This window comes from Nonlabens sp. Ci31 (genome assembly GCF_012974865.1).
Lineage (GTDB): Bacteria > Bacteroidota > Bacteroidia > Flavobacteriales > Flavobacteriaceae > Nonlabens.
On the sequence record NZ_CP043633.1, the window covers coordinates 1,306,502 to 1,324,169 of the forward strand.

The 17,668-nt window shown below is 37.2% G+C and carries 13 protein-coding genes; 10 read left to right on the forward strand and 3 right to left on the reverse strand.

Going from position 1 to position 17,668, the window contains the following annotated elements:
- The first annotated feature begins 101 nt into the window (after nt 1-101).
- Nucleotides 102-1,034, forward strand: coding sequence for a DUF3078 domain-containing protein (locus F0365_RS05850; protein WP_169932837.1), 933 nt, complete (start codon nt 102-104; stop codon nt 1,032-1,034).
- A gap of 412 nt (nt 1,035-1,446) precedes the next feature.
- On the opposite strand, the gene F0365_RS05855 is transcribed toward F0365_RS05850, so the two are convergent.
- Nucleotides 1,447-3,858 carry an outer membrane beta-barrel family protein gene (locus F0365_RS05855; protein ID WP_169932838.1) on the reverse strand — a complete coding sequence of 804 codons (2,412 nt, stop codon included), beginning with the start codon at nt 3,856-3,858 and terminating at the stop codon, nt 1,447-1,449.
- 90 nt (nt 3,859-3,948) lie between these two features.
- On the opposite strand from F0365_RS05855, the gene lepA reads away from it, so the two are divergent.
- Complete coding sequence (lepA, locus tag F0365_RS05860; RefSeq protein ID WP_169932839.1) at nt 3,949-5,748, forward strand: translation elongation factor 4; 1,800 nt, start codon at nt 3,949-3,951, stop codon at nt 5,746-5,748.
- 121 nt (nt 5,749-5,869) lie between these two features.
- On the opposite strand, the gene F0365_RS05865 is transcribed toward lepA, so the two are convergent.
- Entirely contained in the window at nt 5,870-7,720 is a 1,851-nt protein-coding gene (locus tag F0365_RS05865) for a cation:proton antiporter (RefSeq protein ID WP_169932840.1), read from the reverse strand.
- Between the two features lie 120 nt (nt 7,721-7,840).
- On the opposite strand from F0365_RS05865, the gene F0365_RS05870 reads away from it, so the two are divergent.
- The 4 genes from F0365_RS05870 (at nt 7,841) to F0365_RS05885 (ending at nt 13,488) form a co-directional block, all read left to right on the forward strand.
- The gene (locus tag F0365_RS05870) at nt 7,841-8,689 is read left to right on the forward strand and encodes a universal stress protein (RefSeq protein ID WP_240961922.1); all 849 of its coding nucleotides are present in this window, start codon (nt 7,841-7,843) and stop codon (nt 8,687-8,689) included.
- Nucleotides 8,686-10,902, forward strand: coding sequence for a SulP family inorganic anion transporter (locus F0365_RS05875; RefSeq protein ID WP_169932841.1), 2,217 nt, complete (start codon nt 8,686-8,688; stop codon nt 10,900-10,902). Before F0365_RS05870 ends, F0365_RS05875 begins: the two co-directional genes overlap by 4 nt.
- A gap of 75 nt (nt 10,903-10,977) precedes the next feature.
- The gene (locus F0365_RS05880; RefSeq protein WP_169934774.1) at nt 10,978-11,832 is read left to right on the forward strand and encodes an MBL fold metallo-hydrolase; all 855 of its coding nucleotides are present in this window, start codon (nt 10,978-10,980) and stop codon (nt 11,830-11,832) included.
- Nucleotides 11,833-11,862: 30 nt separating this feature from the next.
- A complete protein-coding gene (locus F0365_RS05885; protein ID WP_169932842.1) occupies nt 11,863-13,488 on the forward strand; it encodes a S8 family peptidase in 1,626 nt (541 codons plus the stop codon).
- 524 nt (nt 13,489-14,012) lie between these two features.
- On the opposite strand, the gene F0365_RS05890 is transcribed toward F0365_RS05885, so the two are convergent.
- On the reverse strand, nt 14,013-14,597 hold the full coding sequence (locus F0365_RS05890; RefSeq protein ID WP_169932843.1) for a riboflavin synthase: 585 nt from the start codon (nt 14,595-14,597) through the stop codon (nt 14,013-14,015).
- A 59-nt stretch (nt 14,598-14,656) separates the two neighbouring features.
- Between F0365_RS05890 and pdxA the strand changes: the two genes are divergently transcribed.
- The 4 genes from pdxA (at nt 14,657) to F0365_RS05910 (ending at nt 17,658) form a co-directional block, all read left to right on the forward strand.
- Nucleotides 14,657-15,706, forward strand: a complete 1,050-nt coding sequence (pdxA, locus tag F0365_RS05895) for a 4-hydroxythreonine-4-phosphate dehydrogenase PdxA (protein WP_169932844.1) — start codon at nt 14,657-14,659, stop codon at nt 15,704-15,706.
- A gap of 62 nt (nt 15,707-15,768) precedes the next feature.
- Nucleotides 15,769-16,311 (forward strand): YceD family protein, encoded by a 543-nt coding sequence (locus tag F0365_RS05900; protein ID WP_169932845.1) that lies wholly within the window; start codon nt 15,769-15,771, stop codon nt 16,309-16,311.
- A 2-nt stretch (nt 16,312-16,313) separates the two neighbouring features.
- On the forward strand, nt 16,314-16,511 hold the full coding sequence (rpmF, locus tag F0365_RS05905; RefSeq protein WP_101012882.1) for a 50S ribosomal protein L32: 198 nt from the start codon (nt 16,314-16,316) through the stop codon (nt 16,509-16,511).
- A gap of 151 nt (nt 16,512-16,662) precedes the next feature.
- Entirely contained in the window at nt 16,663-17,658 is a 996-nt protein-coding gene (locus F0365_RS05910; protein ID WP_169932846.1) for a beta-ketoacyl-ACP synthase III, read from the forward strand.
- The last annotated feature ends 10 nt before the right edge of the window (nt 17,659-17,668 follow it).

Here is a 17,668-nt window from a genome sequence, read left to right on the forward strand (position 1 = left end):
TTTGGTATAAAGGTAGCGGCTCGCACTTATAAATAGATTCCTGTTTTCGATTTATTTTAAGGTATACCTATATTTGTCCAAAATTCAACTAATATTTTATTATGAAAAAAATACTGTTCAGTCTTGTACTGGTATTTTCAGTAGGCATGTCTTTTGCTCAAACAGAGCAAGAACTGAAAGCTATGAGAAAAGTAAAGAAAGATTCTATAGCTCAAATTCAATCAAGAGTAAATGAGATCCAGTCCAAGATAGAAGCTATTCCTGGCTGGAAATATGGCGCTTTTGGTACGGTAGGTGTCAACCTCTCTGAATTTAGCAACTGGTATTCTCAAGGGAATGCTAATGTATCTTCTGGAAATATAGGATTGACAATCAACTCTTTTGCAAACCTCAAACAACCTAAATACTTCTGGAGAAACTCCTTGAATGTCAATTTAGGATGGGTGAAATTTGATGATAGAGACGATCCAACAGATGATGATAGTTTTCAAGAAGCAACTGACGTTTTTAATATTTCTACTCTTTACGGTTATAAATTAACTGAAAAAATAGCCATTTCTACTTTGGGAGAATACCGTACTACTATTCTTAACAATTTTAATGATCCTGGCTATTTGGATATAGGGGTCGGTGGTACTTGGACTCCTGCTAATAATCTGGTAGTGGTTGTTCACCCTTTAAACTACAACTTTGTATTTGCAACAAACAACCCTGTTTTTGAATCTTCTATAGGAGCAAAAGTAGTAGCCGATTATACCCGTAGCATTGGTGAGGTGAGTTTTAAAACCAACCTTTCTATGTTTTATAGTTACAAAAGTAGCAACCTTTCTAATTACACATGGATCAACTCTTTTGGTTATACCATCTGGAAGAATATAGGTGTAGGATTTGAGTTTGGTATAAGAGGTAACAAACAAGAAGCGTTAAACTTTCAAAATAACAACCTTGCTGTGGGGGCAACTCCACTTACATTTGATACAGTAGATAATAAGTTGCAGTCGTATTATTTAGTAGGATTGAATTACAAGTTTTAAAAATACAATTTGATTTATTTAAAAAGGCTTTCCAGAAATGGAAAGTCTTTTTTGATGCTGGAAAGTGGGATGTTTAAACAGGAATTTTGTTTTCTAAAATCGAAGATATATCAACCCTTTTCTCAAATGGAAAGCCTTTTGGATCGCTCTCTCGGCTTAGCCTCGATCGTCGCTAACCTGTTTTCCCTTTGGAAAAAAGGGAAAAGCTCTTAGTTTAGAGAGTTTATTTAGGACCTATCTATTAGGTGTATTTTTAGATATAAAACTTTATTTTAACAGAAGTCCTGACTCTATAGTCATACCGCGCAGCCTCGAATAAATAACTGGGAATTAGAGTTTTTGAATTCCAATTTTATTGCAGGTAAAGTCTTGATTAAAAATGCGCCTAGCAAAGTAATTGCATCTCTTTCTCTTAAAGTCCGCGTTCTTTTTTAGTGGTGCGATTTTGTTCTTCAGGAGTAGTCACCTCATTATTTTCCAGTCTGAAATTACCGAAGTTATAAGTAAAGCCCACACTTACTGTTCTCGTTTCTGGCAAGCTCAGATAGAAATTATCTTGATTTAAATAACGGGTGGTCATTCTTTGGTTTTGTGTTCTAAAAATATCAGTAAAAGCCAGAGTGAGTTGTGCTCTTCTGTTCCAGAGACTCTTATTAAAACTCATGTTAACGCCTAAAGAATCTCCCCATTCATAAGTTCCAAAGAGGATGCTCGATAAATAGGTGACGTCTACATCCATAGATAAGGTTCGGTTATCTGCAAGGTTAAATCTGTTAAAGGAGTTGAGGTAGAATCCAGTAGTAGAATTGACCACATCAACTCCTCCAGATTGAATTGCTCTGGTTTCATTTTCCATGTAGAACAAACTTGTACTGATTCCCGTATACCAGCTGCTATTTACATATTGGTAAGTGGCAGCGTCTATGCTGTACTGTAATTCATAGTTCAAGTTGATGCTCTGTGAGTTCAATACATTAGTAGTATTGTTTTGAAAAGGTACGTCGTTCAACATGTCTGCGGTATACAGAAAATAAGTGTCTAAAAACCAGGTGTTTTTATGGTTCCAGCTTAAGGTGAATTTGTTATTGAATGCTGGTTGCAGATTAGGATTTCCAGTATTAAAATTAAAGTCATTTATAAAAGTACGGAACGGATTTAAGTCTGCGTATCGAGGTCTATCAATGGATCTTTTATAGCTTAAAGTGTAAGAATTATTCTCGTTAAATTGGTTGGTCAGTGCTAGATTAGGGAATAACTCCAGGTATTCTTGGGTATTCACTTGGCCTAGAGACTCTGAGATTCCCTCTACATCAGTCTGTTCTGCGCGCAATCCAGCGGCAAACGACCATTTTTCCCAACTGCGATCTATTTGTGCGTAGGCAGCAAAAATATTTTCGTCATAAAGAAATAAATCAGATTTTGCGGGGTCAAAAACAACGCCACTATTGGTATCAAAGAAATTTTGTGAACTGCTTGAAGCAACGTTGGAGAATTTTAAACCCGTACTAAAGGCATAATTTCCTATAGAGGTATTGTAATCTAATTTTGCGGTATAAATATCGATTTCTTGAAGGGCATCAGTTAAAAAACTGTTTGTTCCTGTCGTCGCCTGATTGTTGTCAAAAAATCGGGTGCTTAAATCTTGTAGTTGATCGCTATTGGTAAAAATGTAATTCCCTTCTAAAGTTAGAGAAGCACCGTTTTCATTAAGACTGTGCTGCCACTGTGCGTTTACAAAGCCATTAGTTCTATTTTTCTCAAATTGAGAGTCCGCGTTAAATCCAGAAAAGCTCGTTCCTCCATCTGGTAAAATGAGCGTCTCATTTTGATAATTGACATCGTTATTTTGGTTGGTGCTAAAATTACCAGAAAAGCTTAAAGCGTTTTTCTTATCTACGTTAATATCAACAATGGTATTGAAGTTATGAGCTGCACTGCGATCTACTTTTTCTAGTTCTGTGAACCACCTTTCTGACCTACTGCCATCTGGATTAAAGAAACCTATTTGTGAGTCGTCAAACTTGAAGTCTTTCCTAGGGTTAAAGTTGTAATTGGCATACACATTAAGCCAGTTGTTCTTGTAAAAATGGGAGCTTCCTACTTGGTATTTAGTAAAGGTTCCTTGGGTCCATTCTCCGTTTACATTTCCTTTATAACCTAGTGAAATACCTTTAGAAGTATTGATATTGATCACGGCAACACCTTCTGCATCATAACTCGCCGGCGGGTTTGTAATGACCTCTACACTATTGATATTGTCAGCGCTATAACTGCGTAGTAATGTACTCAGTTCATCACTAGTCAGGTACACACGCTTGTTGTTGATATAAATCACCGCGGGCGAATTTTGAACCATGTAGGTTCCTTCCATTTCAAAGACTCCAGGTGTCTTTTTCAATAGGTTTTGAGTGTTTCCCGTACTTAAGACGGTATTTTCTACATTAAAAATTAATCTATCGGTCTTTTTATCTATAGTAGGTTTGCTTGCGGTTACCACGACAGCCTCCAATTGTTCGGTATCTTCGTCAAGAAAGAAATCTCCTATTTTCCCAGAGCCAGTAATGTTTTGCTTTCGCGAAAGCGTCACATATCCAACAGAAGAAAACTGAAAGGTGTATGCTCCCTGCTCAAAATTATTGAATTTAAACGTTCCTTTTTCATCTGTTGCCGTTGCTTTGTAAAAGGTGCTGTCAGGCATTTTAAAAGTTACAACAGTGGCATAGGGGATGGCGACTTTCTCTTTAGTCCATACATTTCCTGTAAGATCATTTTGAGCGGTCGTACTAAGGACTAGGAGAAAAATAAAAAAGGGTAAATATTTCATTCTAAGAATTTAATGACAAGCTAAAATACCAAACATCAATAAAACTTCCCGTGATGTTTTAGATTATATTTGCACCCTATTGTAAGGACTATGAAGAATATACGTAATTTTTGTATCATCGCACATATTGATCACGGCAAGAGCACACTGGCAGACAGGCTGTTAGATGCTACGCACACGGTTACAAAGCGGGAATCTCAAGCGCAGTTGCTGGACAGTATGGATCTAGAAAGAGAACGCGGGATAACGATAAAATCGCACGCGATTCAAATGGATTATACGGCTCCAGATGGGGAACAATATATTTTAAATTTGATTGATACCCCTGGACATGTTGACTTTTCTTATGAGGTATCGCGTTCCATAGCCGCTTGCGAAGGTGCCTTACTTATCGTTGATGCGGCACAAAGTATACAAGCACAAACCATTTCTAATCTTTACCTCGCTTTAGAAAACAACTTGGAAATTATTCCTGTGCTTAATAAAATAGACCTTCCTAGTGCCAATCCAGAAGAAGTAACAGACGATATCGTAGATTTATTAGGTTGTGATCCTAGTGATGTTATTCCTGCCAGTGCTAAAACAGGACAAGGAATTCAAGAAATTTTAGATGCTATTATAGCAAAAATTCCTGCTCCTAAAGGGAATCCAGATGAACCGCTACAAGCGCTCGTTTTTGACTCCCAGTACAACCAGTTCCGTGGAGTGGAGACTATTTTTAGAGTGATCAATGGCTCTATAAAAAAAGGACAGCACATTAAGTTTGTCGCTACAGGAGAAAGCTATTATGCTGATGAGGTGGGGACTTTAAAACTCACTCAAGTTGCTAAAAAAGAAATAAAAACTGGCGATGTAGGCTATCTTATTACCGGTATCAAAGAAGCCAAAGAAGTAAAAGTAGGTGATACGATTACAGACCATGCAAATCCAACTACAAATCCTATAGGTGGATTTGAAAATGTAAAGCCTATGGTCTTTGCTGGTATTTATCCAGTAGATACTGAGGATTATGAAGATTTGAGATCCAGTATGGAAAAACTCCAACTCAATGACGCATCTTTAGTTTTTGCAGCAGAAAGTAGTGCAGCTTTAGGTTTTGGATTCCGTTGTGGGTTCTTAGGTATGTTGCACTTAGAAATTATCCAAGAGCGACTGGAACGCGAATTTGACATGACCGTTATTACCACAGTTCCTAACGTGTCTTATCATGCCTATACGCATAAGAATCCAGAGGAGATCCTTATTGTAAATAACCCAACAGATCTTCCAGATCCTTCTAGTTTGAATAGAGTAGAAGAGCCTTATATCAAAGCTACCATCATAACAAAAGCTGATTTTGTGGGTAATGTGATGTCGTTATGTATCGAGAAACGAGGTATAGTGACCAATCAGACGTATTTAACCACAGAGCGTGTAGAATTGACTTTTGACATGCCACTTGCAGAAATCGTTTTTGATTTTTATGACAGGTTGAAGACCGTTTCTAAAGGTTATGCCTCTTTTGATTACGCACCTATCGGGATGCGAGAATCAAAATTAGTACGAGTAGATATTTTATTAAACGCACAGACTGTTGATGCCTTGAGTGCATTGATTCACGCTGATAATGCTTATAACATCGGTAAAAAGATGGTAGAAAAGCTGCGTGAATTGATTCCGAGACAACAATTTGATATACCGGTACAGGCGGCGATAGGAGCAAAAATAATTGCTCGTGAAACGATCAAAGCTTTACGTAAAGATGTAACAGCAAAATGTTATGGTGGAGACATCTCTCGTAAGCGTAAGCTTCTTGAAAAGCAAAAGAAAGGAAAGAAACGCATGCGTCAGGTGGGTAATGTAGAAATTCCACAACAGGCATTTATGGCGGTCTTAAAACTGAACGATTAAGTTATAAATAAAATACCGCTTTTTTTGAAGTTTATCCCGCACTTGTAGTCATATCAAAGCATATAAACAACAAAGCCCCATCGATACGATGAGGCTTTGTTGTTTTGGTGAGTAGAATGTTTTAGGAGGATTCTTTATCCATAATTACTTCTCCAGTTTCTTTTTCTATTATTTCTTTCCCGAGGTAAGCAAGCACACTGCCTTCTTCAATCTCTAAATCGAGCGCCATGGATGGGATGATATCGATCTTATTATCGTTTCTTACAAATAGTGGGATGATATCATTATCGGTCTTTGTAATTTCTATAAGTCCTTTAAAATGATCTTGAGATTTGATGGCCATCTCATGAATTTTACCGTGATATCGAGCCACCTCCATCATGTTTACATAATCATCTGTTGCAGAAAATAAACCAGCATCAGAGTTTTTATTAGGGTTGTTGATTTCGGTAGAGTGCACTAATCGGTAAGCTCCATTCTCACCAAAACGCTCGCTGAAACGTTCCAAAGCATAGTCATTAATTTGTGAATTACCAGTAAGCGCTAATAAAAAGCCTATGTTGTTAAATTCAATATCATCAGATATGGAGTCCGAATAAATGTCTGCTGTTATAGCGTCTAGTCCTTGTTCTTTTGCAACACGTATATTGTTCGCATTGGTATCTACTAAAACCACACTACGCCCATGATCCTTTAGGTAAGAAGCAATAATTCTAGAGAATTTTGAGGCCCCTACGATCATGATACCGTTAGATTTCTCAAGAAATACACCTACCATTTTTGCAAACAGTCGTGCCGTAGTAGCATTGAGCAATACCGTACCTAGTACGATCATAAAAACTAGCGGGGTGATGTATTCTGCTCCTTCAACGCCTTGAGATACCAGTTTAGAACCGAATAATGAGGCGATACCAGCAGCAACAATACCACGTGGTCCTACCCAAGAAATAAACAGTTTTTCGTTGGTTTGCAAACCGCTATTGGTAGAACTAGCAAACACACCTAATGGCCTAATGACAAATGCTATGATGGCAAATAGAACAGCAGTTTCCCATCTATAGATCAAGTAGAGATCTTCCATGTTGATGTTTGCAGACAGCAATATAAAGAGTATAGAGATAAGCAATACACTCAGTGATTCTTTAAAGTAAAGCAATTCTTTAAGGTTGGGTAAATTCATATTACCCATTACCATTCCCATCACTACAACAGCAAGTAACCCAGATTCATGTGCAAAAGCATCACTCAATACAAAAACTCCTAGCACTGCTGCTAGAGTAAAGACATTCAATAAATAATGAGGAATGAGTTTCTTTTTAATAGAAAATACCAGGGCATGTGCAAAAGAAAAACCAAAAGTAAAACCGAATAAAACGATCTTACCAAATTCTTCTAAAGCTACTAAGGTGAATTCGCCACCAGCACCAGCACTAATAAACTCAAAAACCAATACAGCAAACAACGCACCTATAGGATCTATAAGAATCCCTTCCCATTTCAAGATAGAACTCAGGTCTTTTTTAAGAGGAATATTTCTAAGGATAGGAGTGATTACAGTAGGTCCAGTTACAATAATAAGGGCAGAGAAAAGCAAAGAGATTTTCCAGCTCAATCCAAAAATATAATGTGCTGACACACCACCACCTATAAAAGTGATCAGCACAGCAATAGAGATTAACTTACCTATTACAGGTCCTGTATTTAGTATTTCGGCGCGCTTTAGAGTTAGTCCGCCTTCAAATAATATGATACTGATCGCCAGTGAAACAAAATAAAATAAGCTGTCTCCCGGAAACAAGCCTTTCTCTCCATTCCATATGGGTTCTATAATTTTAGCGTCCATATATAAGGTAGCTATAGGGCCGACAAGTAAACCTATAATAATAAGTGGAAGAATAGCAGGGATCTTAAGCCTCCATGCCATCCACTGTGCCAGTATTCCTAATATGATAATTCCTGCTAATTCTAGCATATTTTAATTTTTGGGGAAAATTACGACCTTTTTTACAGGTATTATAGTTGTTCCGCTTTCGCGAAAGCGAAACACGCAATAATTAACCCTATATTTATGATTTTTAACAAATATTAAGCGTTGAGTGATCCCTCATTTAAAAACATAGCGATAGGAATCGCATTTTCCCCTACTTTAGAAGCAAACGTAAGTGAAGCCGCTAGACTAAGTTGTATGTTGGGAGCAAAATTATTACTTATTCACGTAGGTAAAGGAAGCCCAGAAAAAATACAGATCATTGATCAATTTATAGGAAATTGTAATCAATCGCAATTATCCTACGAGCTCCTCTTTAAAGAAGGAGAGCCGGTGGAAGTTATTTTACAAGCGGTTCAAGAATATCGTATAGACTTACTTTTATTAGGAGCATTAAAACAGGAGAAATTTGTAAAATTTTATTTAGGTTCTATCGCTCGTAAAATTACTAGAAAAGCTACTTGCTCCGTACTTCTAATTACCAATCCTAGTGTGGTTAGAAAAGCTTGTAAGCACTTAGTCGTTAACGGTTTAAAAGATGCGCATACGGAGCGCACCATAGAAACTGCTTTTTATGTAGCTCACAGTCTAGGCAGCAATCAACTCACTATTGTAGAAGAAATTGATCAACAAAAAATATCTATTAAAATTGATGATGATCAAAGTTTGCGCAAAGCAAACCTGCTTAAAGAAAAGTTAAAAAGGCAGGAAGAATCAAGAGTGCGAGGGATTTTAAGCGATATTCCTGAAGAACAGAAGAAAGCTATTCATATAGAAACACAAGCTATTTTTGGAAAACGAGGTTATTCTATAGGCCATTACGCACAAATAGCACGTGCTGACCTTCTGGTTATGAACGGACCTAAGAAATCTACTTTTTTAAACAGATTTTTTCCACATGATCTGGAATATATTTTAAAAGAATTACCTACTGATGTACTCATAGTTAGATGACAAAGAAGAAAACAGACATTAAAGGATTTTTTAAGGCATTGCCCAAAAACATTTTTAGTGGTTTTGTTGTAAGTCTTATAGCCTTGCCCTTAGGTTTAGGGCTCGCTATGGCTAGTGATGCGCCACCTATTTCGGGTGTCATTGCAGCGGTGGTGGGAGGTGTTTTAGTCTCTATTTTAGGAGGAAGCCACGTCACTATTTCTGGACCTGGAAACGGACTGGTAGGAGTTATTTTAGTCGCTGTGGCGACTTTAGGATTAAATGGAACTTATGCAGCAATCATATGTTCTGGAATATTGCTTACCCTATTGGGATTTTTAAGAATGGGTAAATTGGCAGATTTCTTTCCGTCCAGCGCTATTCAAGGAATGCTTGCGGCAATAGGCCTTATTATTCTGGGCAAACAGTTCCATATCATGATGGGGAATCAAATACAACTAGACGGCAGTGTGGATTATTTACTCGCGATTCCTTCTACTGTAATAGGTGCTTTTTCTTATGATCATTCTGGTTTTACCTATGCGGCCATCGCAGGTATTTTAGCATTGGGTATTATGATTTTTTACCCTAAAATACGCAACAAATACTTTCACCTCATTCCAGCACCCATGTGGATTGTACTGCTCTCTATAGGGTTCAGCTATTTTTATGAATTGGTATTGCAGCAACCTCACCCCGTAGATCCTGCATATATGATTGCAGATATTCCTACCGGAGCTCAAATTATTTCTGATATTCCTACTCCAGATTTTGATCTTTTGGGATCTTTTGGCTTTTGGGGCAGTGTGCTCGCAATTACTTTGATCGCTAGTATAGAGTCTTTGTTAAGTATCAAGGCAGTAGATCAATTAGATCCTGAAAAAAGACGCTCTAATGTAAATCGAGACTTAAAAGCATTAGGTCTTGCAACTATAGGAAGCGGATTTTTAGGTGGTCTTAATGTAGTTACGGTAATTGCCCGCAGTTCGGTAAATGTAAATAATGGCGGTAGTAACCGCTCTTCCAACTTTGCCCATGCTACTTTTTTAGTGATTTTTATATTGCTTTTTAGTACCCAACTCACTCGTATTCCGTTGCCGGCATTGATGGCCATCCTGGTTTATACCGGTTATAACCTGGCCTCACCAAGAAATGTAGCTAAGATTTTTAGGATAGGTAAAGAGCAGCTCCTTATTTTTTCTACCACTTTACTAGTCACCCTATTTGTCGGGTTGATTTCTGGGATTTTGGCAGGTGTATTGATGACATTTATCATTCACGTGATTATTAATAAAGATTTAGAGCTTTTTATCAAAAATTGGAGCAAGCCTAATGTATTGATGTTTAAAGAAAAGCGAGGTGGTCTACATTATTATATCAATGTAAAACACTATTGTACTTTTCTAAACTTCTATAAGCTCAAAGAAAAATTAAATGCTATTCCAGAAAGTGAAGATGTTGTGGTAGACTTTTCCCTCTGTGAGTTTGTCGATCATACCGTGATGGAAAATTTGAGTGCTTATCAAGATGTCTTTCACAAACGAGGTGGGCACCTGGAGTTGATAGGCTTAGATCTTCACGGCACAGAATCAGAGCATCCTTTTGCTCTAAGGAGGTTGATCCCAGGAATTCCATTCCTTACCGATAACCTAACTAAAAGACAGACCAGACTTCAAGATATTGCTGATGATTATAAATTGAATTACGAGGCCGACGTAAAAGAAGATACAGAGGTGCTGGATGGTTTTAGATACTTTAGAACCAAGCGTATTGAAAAAATATACAACAGGTTATTCAATAAAGATGCTTCTTTTGCTGTTTTTGACATTCATTACTCTGAGGGAGAATTTATTGCCAAAGAAGACGTGCGTACCACCATGCTTCATATAAAATTTGATCATCAGATTCCAGAATTTACCTTAGACAGTGAAGGTTTCCTTGAGCGCGTTTATGCTATAGCTGGTTATAACGATATCCCAATAGATAATCATTCTGATTTTTCTAAGCGCTTCTATTTGTTAGGAGATGATCCCAAATTGGTTCAAGATTATTTTACCGATGACCTGGTGCGATTTTTTGAAAGCAATACCTATTATCATGTGGAGTCTGACGGCATTTCTTTATTGGTATTTAAATCGCAGCATACTGCTGGAGTGAAGGAAATCAAACAGCTGTTAGACTTTGGTAAAAGACTCTCCAAAATTGTAGTTAGAGAAGAAGCCTTACAAGCTTAAACCCACTTATCAAAATAAGTATTAATGTTTAAAGCCATTCTTTTATTAGAGTTGATTTTGTATTTTGCATATCCTATGAAAATACACGCTATAGAATCCGGTAATTTTAAGTTGGACGGCGGTGCCATGTTTGGTGTGGTGCCTAAAACTTTATGGACCCGTACTAATCCAGCAGACGCTAACAACATGATTGATATGGCAGCACGATGCCTTCTTATCGAGAATGGAGATCGACTGACGCTTATAGATACCGGAATGGGAAATAAGCAGTCAGAGAAGTTTTTTGGCTACTATTATATGGATCACAAATTTGATCTGGACAGCTCATTAAAGGAAAAAGGGTTTTCTAGGGATGATATTACAGACGTATTTTTGACGCACTTGCATTTTGATCATTGTGGAGGTGTGATTAAGAAAAGTAGCACAGGAGATTTTTTAGAGCCCGCTTTCGCGAAAGCGGTATGCCACACCAACTCCAGTCACTGGAACTGGGCTACACATCCTAACGATAGGGAGAAGGCTAGTTTTTTATCAGAAAACATAAAGCCTATAGAAGAAAATGGGCAGTTGAACTTTATTTCTCAGAACGGTACCTATGAGAAACAAAACGAAATGGACTTTGATATTTTATTTGTAGACGGCCATACAGAAAAAATGATGATTCCTCATATTCATATGGGAGATAAGACATTTGTATTTATGGCAGATTTGCTTCCTACAGTAGGACACCTGCCATTACCTTATGTGATGGGGTACGATACCAGACCATTATTGACGCTTGGAGAAAAAGAAAAATTTCTTAATGAGGCGGCAACTAAAGGCTATTACCTTATTTTAGAGCATGACCCTTTTAACGAAATCATCACTGTAAAACACACTGATAAAGGGGTGAGATTAGACCAAACCTTTACTTTTAAAGACTTATTTTAAAAATTAAATGAACTCAATAATTAATAACAAATGAAGTATTCAAATTTTAAATCGACTTTGTTAACCATTGCAGCAGCAGGTTTATTAGCTAGTTGTGGTAGTGGTGGAGCAATAGTCTCGCCACCTATAGGAAATATAGACAGTATACCTTTAAAAACGCAAGCACTCACGGAGGTGCAGGCAAAAAACTGGAAAGACTATGACCTTGTTACAGATACCATTCCTGGAATGAGTATCGATAAAGCATACACAGAATTGCTCAAAGGTAAAAAAGGTAAAACCGTGGTAGTAGCGGTAATTGACTCTGGTATTGATATCGAGCACGAAGATCTGGATGGAGTGATCTGGACCAATACGGATGAAATTCCTAATAACGGGAAAGATGACGATAACAATGGCTATATTGATGATGTTCACGGATGGAACTTTCTAGGAGATATCGTAGATGAAAACCTAGAATACGAGCGTATCGTAAGAGATAAAGCAAAGCTTCCCGCAGACATAGTTGCCAAAGCACAAAAGGAATATGATCAAAAACTTGAGGAAGCACAACAAGGAAAACAGCAATACGAGCAAATTTTACAACAAGTAAATGGAGCAGATAAAGTTATAGTAGCTCATCTAGGTAAAGCCACATATACTCCAACAGAACTAGAAGCAATAAAGTCTGATGATGAAGCTGTTGTAAACGCAAAAGGGTTACTGGCTTATATTTATTCTCAAGGATTAAAAGATACTAAGGATGCAAAAGAAACTTTAACCAAGATCATTGCTGACGCTACAGCGCTTCTTAATGGTGAAAAGTTAAAGACTAATTACCGTATGGACATCCTTAATGACGATCCTTATGTGTGGGACACTCCAGTATATGGGAACAATGAATATTCAGGTCCAGATCCAGAAAAAGCAGATGTTTTTCACGGTACCCACGTGGCAGGAATCATCGCTGCAGAGCGCGATAACGGTCTAGGGGTAAACGGTGTTGCAAATAATGTGGAGATCATGGTGCTAAGAGCTGTTTCTCAAGCAGACGAGTATGACAAAGATATTGCTAAAGCCATACGTTATGCTGCAGATAATGGAGCTACAATAATTAATGGAAGTTTTGGAAAATACCACTCCCCAAATGCACAGTGGGTTTGGGACGCGATCAAATATGCCGAATCTAAAGACGTACTTTTTGTAAATGCCGCGGGTAATGAAGGAATTGATACTGATTTTACTCAGGTATATCCACAAGATCAAGTTCTTGCTGGTGCAGAGATCTCTGATAATTTTTTAACCGTAGGAGCATTGAATTTTGAATACGGCTCTGGTTTAGTAGCAAATTTTTCAAACTACGGTAAGAGTAGTGTAGATGTATTTGCTCCTGGAGTTGCTATTTATTCTACATGGATCGATAATGAATACAATAGTATAGGTGGTACTTCTATGGCTTCTCCTGCTGTAGCAGGTGTAGCTGCGGTGATTAGATCTCAATATCCTAAACTAACCGCTTCACAAGTAAAGCATGTCATTATGGACAGTGGTTTAACAACCAGTGCCAGAGTGGTGTTAGGTGGTGATGCAGAAGACACCAAAGCATTTGGTGAAATAACAGTTTCCGGTAAAATGGTCAACTTATATAACGCGTTAATTCTTGCTTCTAGAATATAGTATGATAGTATCTTAACAGTATAAAATAGCGGTCCGTTTTAATTCTAAAACGGACCGCTATATTTTGACTAAAAATGTCTTTTTTTTTAAAGGAGAACTAAAACTGATGTTTTTACGTTAATACAACTGTGAAGTTTCCATTTTTGAGCGCTTGAACAGGTAGAATTTAGTGATAATGGTTTACTTAATTTTATTTGTCGTTTTTAATTACCGTTTAAAAAATAAAAAACACCGACGAAATACAGCAAATAAAAATATAATCAACAGATGACACATCTTTTTTGCCGTATTTCATTTTAATTTTTACATTCGCAACCGACAATGATGAACATGATATTAACAAATTTTAACTTTTTTTGCGTGATGTTGCTTCAGCGGGTTCCACCGCCGCCAAATGTTCCCGGCAAAAATGGTCCCACTCCACCTGGGGATATAGTGCCTTTAGATACTAATATTTGGATTTTATTGATCATAGCAATCGTTATGATAGCCTATGTAACACTGCCTAGACTAAAAAAAGCTGCTTAAAGGCTCATCAGTCTTTTTACGTACTTTCCTATTACGTCAAATTCTAAATTTACCTGATCACCTTTTGATAAGGTTTTGAATCCAGTGTGCTCATAAGTGTATGGAATGATCGCAACTGAAAAGGAATCGAGTTTGGAATCTACTACCGTAAGGCTTACTCCATTGATACAAATACTTCCCTTTTCAATAGTTACGTTGTTCAGCTTTGAATCGTATTTAAAACTAAACCTCCATGAACCATCTTTATTGATCACTTCGGTACAAGTAGCCGTTTGATCCACATGGCCTTGTACAATATGTCCGTCCAGACGTGCATTCATTTTCATGGCGCGCTCTATGTTTACTATATCGCCTTCTTGTAGATGGCCTATATTAGTTTTATTTAAAGTTTCCTCAATGGCTGTTACCGTATATTGATTTCCATCAATGGCAACAACGGTAAGACAGACCCCATTATGAGCAACACTCTGATCTATTTTTAATTCTGAAGTTAAATCACAATGCAAACTCAGATGTAAATTTGTATCCTTTTTTTTTAGTTGGACAACTTTTGCGGCACTCTCAATGATTCCTGTAAACATAACTGGTTAAAAAACTTTACTTTTATACTTTCAAAAATAAGGCATAAATAGCGGAATACATGAATAAGGAAGAGAATATCAAAGTAGGTATTACGATAGGGGATCCTAATGGAGTAGGTGGAGAGATTATACTAAAGGCATTTGAGGATCCTAGAATGTTAGAAATGTACACTCCAGTAGTTTTTGCAAGTACAAAACTACTCTCCTTCTATGCAAAAACATTTGATTTGAAAACTAAAATACACGGTATTACCTCTCTAGACGAGGTTGTTCCAGGGAAGTTTAATGTATTGAGGTTGATTAAAGAACCATTTATAGTTAACTGGGGCGAGGTAAGTACTGAGGCAGGTAAGCTGGCTATAAGAAGTTTACAAGCAGCTACTGCTGCTCTTAAAGAGAATAAAATAGACGTATTAGTTACAGCGCCTATCAATAAAGAATCAATTCATTCAGAAGACTTTAAATTTCCAGGACATACCGATTATTTAAATCAAGAACTGGAAGGAGAAAGCTTAATGTTTATGGTTTCTGATGAGTTACGGGTAGGGTTGCTAACAGACCATGTACCGGTAAAAGATGTCCCTTCAATTATTAACGCAAAATTAATTATGACCAAGATAGGAACCATTAAAGAGTCCCTTAAAAAGGATTTTGGAATTAGTAAACCTAGAATAGCCGTTTTAGGAATTAATCCCCACGTAGGAGATAATGGTGTTATAGGGACAGAAGATCAAGATACACTTATTCCTGCTTTAGAGCAATTACGAGAAGATGGGAATATTATTTTTGGCCCTTATGCGGCAGATTCCTTCTTCGGAAACAAAAAATACAGAGAATTTGATGCTGTTTTAGCAAGTTATCACGACCAAGGATTGATACCTTTTAAAACGATAGCCTTTGGTCATGGTGTCAATTATACGGCAGGGCTCAGTCACGTAAGAACAAGTCCCGATCATGGGACAGGCTTTGATATTGCTGGAAAGGGAACCGCAAATCCAGAATCATTTGTCGCTGCAATTCATGCTGCAATTGAAATACATCGAAAGCGTAAAGAGTATGAAACCTTGAATGAAAACCCGTTGAAAAAACTTTCTCGCAAACGAAGGTGATATTAACACTAGGTTTTTAATATCTTTTATTATCTTTGCCCGCTCTTTGAAAGAGTAGGTTTATGGAACTCAAAGCTTTTATTTTATCTTTTGCCGGATTAAAGCAAGGGAAACACCAGTTTAAGTACGAGGTCGATAATACGTTTTTTGAAAATTTTGGATTTGAAGAGTTTAATAGTTCGTCAATAGTAATTGATGCAGAGCTGAATAAAAGAAACACCATCATGGATCTTTTTTTAACAGCTACGGGATCAGTTAATTTAAATTGCGATGTAACTAATGAGCCATTTGATCTAGACATAGATGCTTCTATGGATCTGGTCGTCAAATTTGGAGATACTTTTAATGATGATAATGAAGACTTATTGATCCTTTCACATGGTGACTATGAATTCAATATCGCTCAGTATGTGTATGAAATGCTAGTGCTTTCCATACCTCAAAAGAGAGTTCATCCAGGTGTTGAAGACGGTTCCTTAGAGTCAGACGTTTTAGATAAATTGGACGAGTTAAGCGTTTCAATGCCAGAAGAAAGAAGCAAGAGTAAAGATATAGATCCCAGATGGGACGCATTAAAGAAATTAAAAACGGATAATAATTTATAGCCATGGCGCATCCTAAGAGAAAAATCTCGAAAACGAGAAGAGACAAAAGAAGAACTCACTACAAAGCTACAGTTCCTCAAATTGCTACAGATTCAACAACTGGTGAGGCTCACCTTTATCACAGAGCACACTGGCATGAAGGTAAACTGTACTACCGAGGTAATGTAGTTATAGACAAAACTGAAGTAGCTGAGGCTTAATTCATAATTAGATATTTCGTAGAAAACAATTGCTTTCTATAAGAAATCAAAAAAAATGACACGTTTTTATTAAAAATGTGTCATTTTTTGTGGTTTCTAGAGCTTTTTTATTAGCTTTCCACGCTCTAATTAAACCAGTAGAATCCCCAGTATGAGTAATATCAAAGCGGCGATAACGGCAGTAGGCGCCTATGCTCCAGAGTATAGGCTTACAAATGCTATTTTAGAAACCATGGTCGACACAAACGATGAATGGATCACTTCTCGTACCGGGATTAAAGAACGCCGTATTCTTAAGGATAAGGATAAAGGAACTTCTTATCTCGCTATTCAAGCAGCGCAAGACCTTATTAAGAGTGCAAAGCTAGATGTATCAACTATAGATTTAGTTCTCGTTGCAACAATAACTCCAGATATGCCAGTCGCCTCTACCGCAGCTTATGTCGCTTCAGAAATAGGTGCTGTGAATGCATTTTCTTATGATTTAATGGCAGCATGCTCAGGCTTTCTGTATGGGATGAGTACCGCTAGTAGTTATATAGAATCTGGTCGTTATAAAAAGGTGCTGTTAATAGGGGCAGATAAAATGTCCTCCATTATAAATTACGAAGACCGCGCTACTTGTATCATTTTTGGAGATGGTGCTGGCGCAGTTCTTTTTGAACCTAATTTAGAAGATTATGGATTTGAAGATGAAATCCTGCGTAGTGATGGAATAGGTCGTAACTTTCTTAAAATAGATGCTGGTGGATCTTTGTTACCAGCTTCTCATGAAACCGTAGATAATAAACAACATTACGTCTTTCAAGATGGAAAAAATGTTTTCAAATATGCGGTATCAAATATGGCCGATGTCTCAGAGCAAATTGTTAAACGCAATAACCTCACTAATGAAGACATCACTTGGTTGGTGCCACATCAAGCAAACAAACGCATCATAGATGCAACTGCAAGAAGAATTAATCTTCCTGCAGAAAAGGTGATGATGAATATCCATAAATATGGAAATACGACCAGTGCCACACTACCTCTATTATTAAAAGAATATGAGACTCAGTTGAAAAAAGGAGATCGCTTAGTTTTTGCTGCCTTTGGTGGTGGATTTACTTGGGGATCTATCTTATTAACATGGGCTTACGATAGTTAAACTTAATAAC

Excerpts from the sequence above, each read along its gene's own strand:
- F0365_RS05850 (WP_169932837.1), top strand. The coding sequence starts at position 102 with ATGAAAAAAATACTGTTCAGTCTTGTACTGGTATTTTCAGTAGGCATG.
- F0365_RS05855 (WP_169932838.1), bottom strand. The coding sequence starts at position 3,858 with ATGAAATATTTACCCTTTTTTATTTTTCTCCTAGTCCTTAGTACGACC.
- lepA (WP_169932839.1), top strand. The coding sequence starts at position 3,949 with ATGAAGAATATACGTAATTTTTGTATCATCGCACATATTGATCACGGC.
- F0365_RS05865 (WP_169932840.1), bottom strand. The coding sequence starts at position 7,720 with ATGCTAGAATTAGCAGGAATTATCATATTAGGAATACTGGCACAGTGG.
- F0365_RS05875 (WP_169932841.1), top strand. The coding sequence starts at position 8,686 with ATGACAAAGAAGAAAACAGACATTAAAGGATTTTTTAAGGCATTGCCC.
- F0365_RS05880 (WP_169934774.1), top strand. The coding sequence starts at position 10,978 with ATGAAAATACACGCTATAGAATCCGGTAATTTTAAGTTGGACGGCGGT.
- F0365_RS05885 (WP_169932842.1), top strand. The coding sequence starts at position 11,863 with ATGAAGTATTCAAATTTTAAATCGACTTTGTTAACCATTGCAGCAGCA.
- F0365_RS05890 (WP_169932843.1), bottom strand. The coding sequence starts at position 14,597 with ATGTTTACAGGAATCATTGAGAGTGCCGCAAAAGTTGTCCAACTAAAA.
- pdxA (WP_169932844.1), top strand. The coding sequence starts at position 14,657 with ATGAATAAGGAAGAGAATATCAAAGTAGGTATTACGATAGGGGATCCT.
- F0365_RS05900 (WP_169932845.1), top strand. The coding sequence starts at position 15,769 with ATGGAACTCAAAGCTTTTATTTTATCTTTTGCCGGATTAAAGCAAGGG.
- rpmF (WP_101012882.1), top strand. The coding sequence starts at position 16,314 with ATGGCGCATCCTAAGAGAAAAATCTCGAAAACGAGAAGAGACAAAAGA.
- F0365_RS05910 (WP_169932846.1), top strand. The coding sequence starts at position 16,663 with ATGAGTAATATCAAAGCGGCGATAACGGCAGTAGGCGCCTATGCTCCA.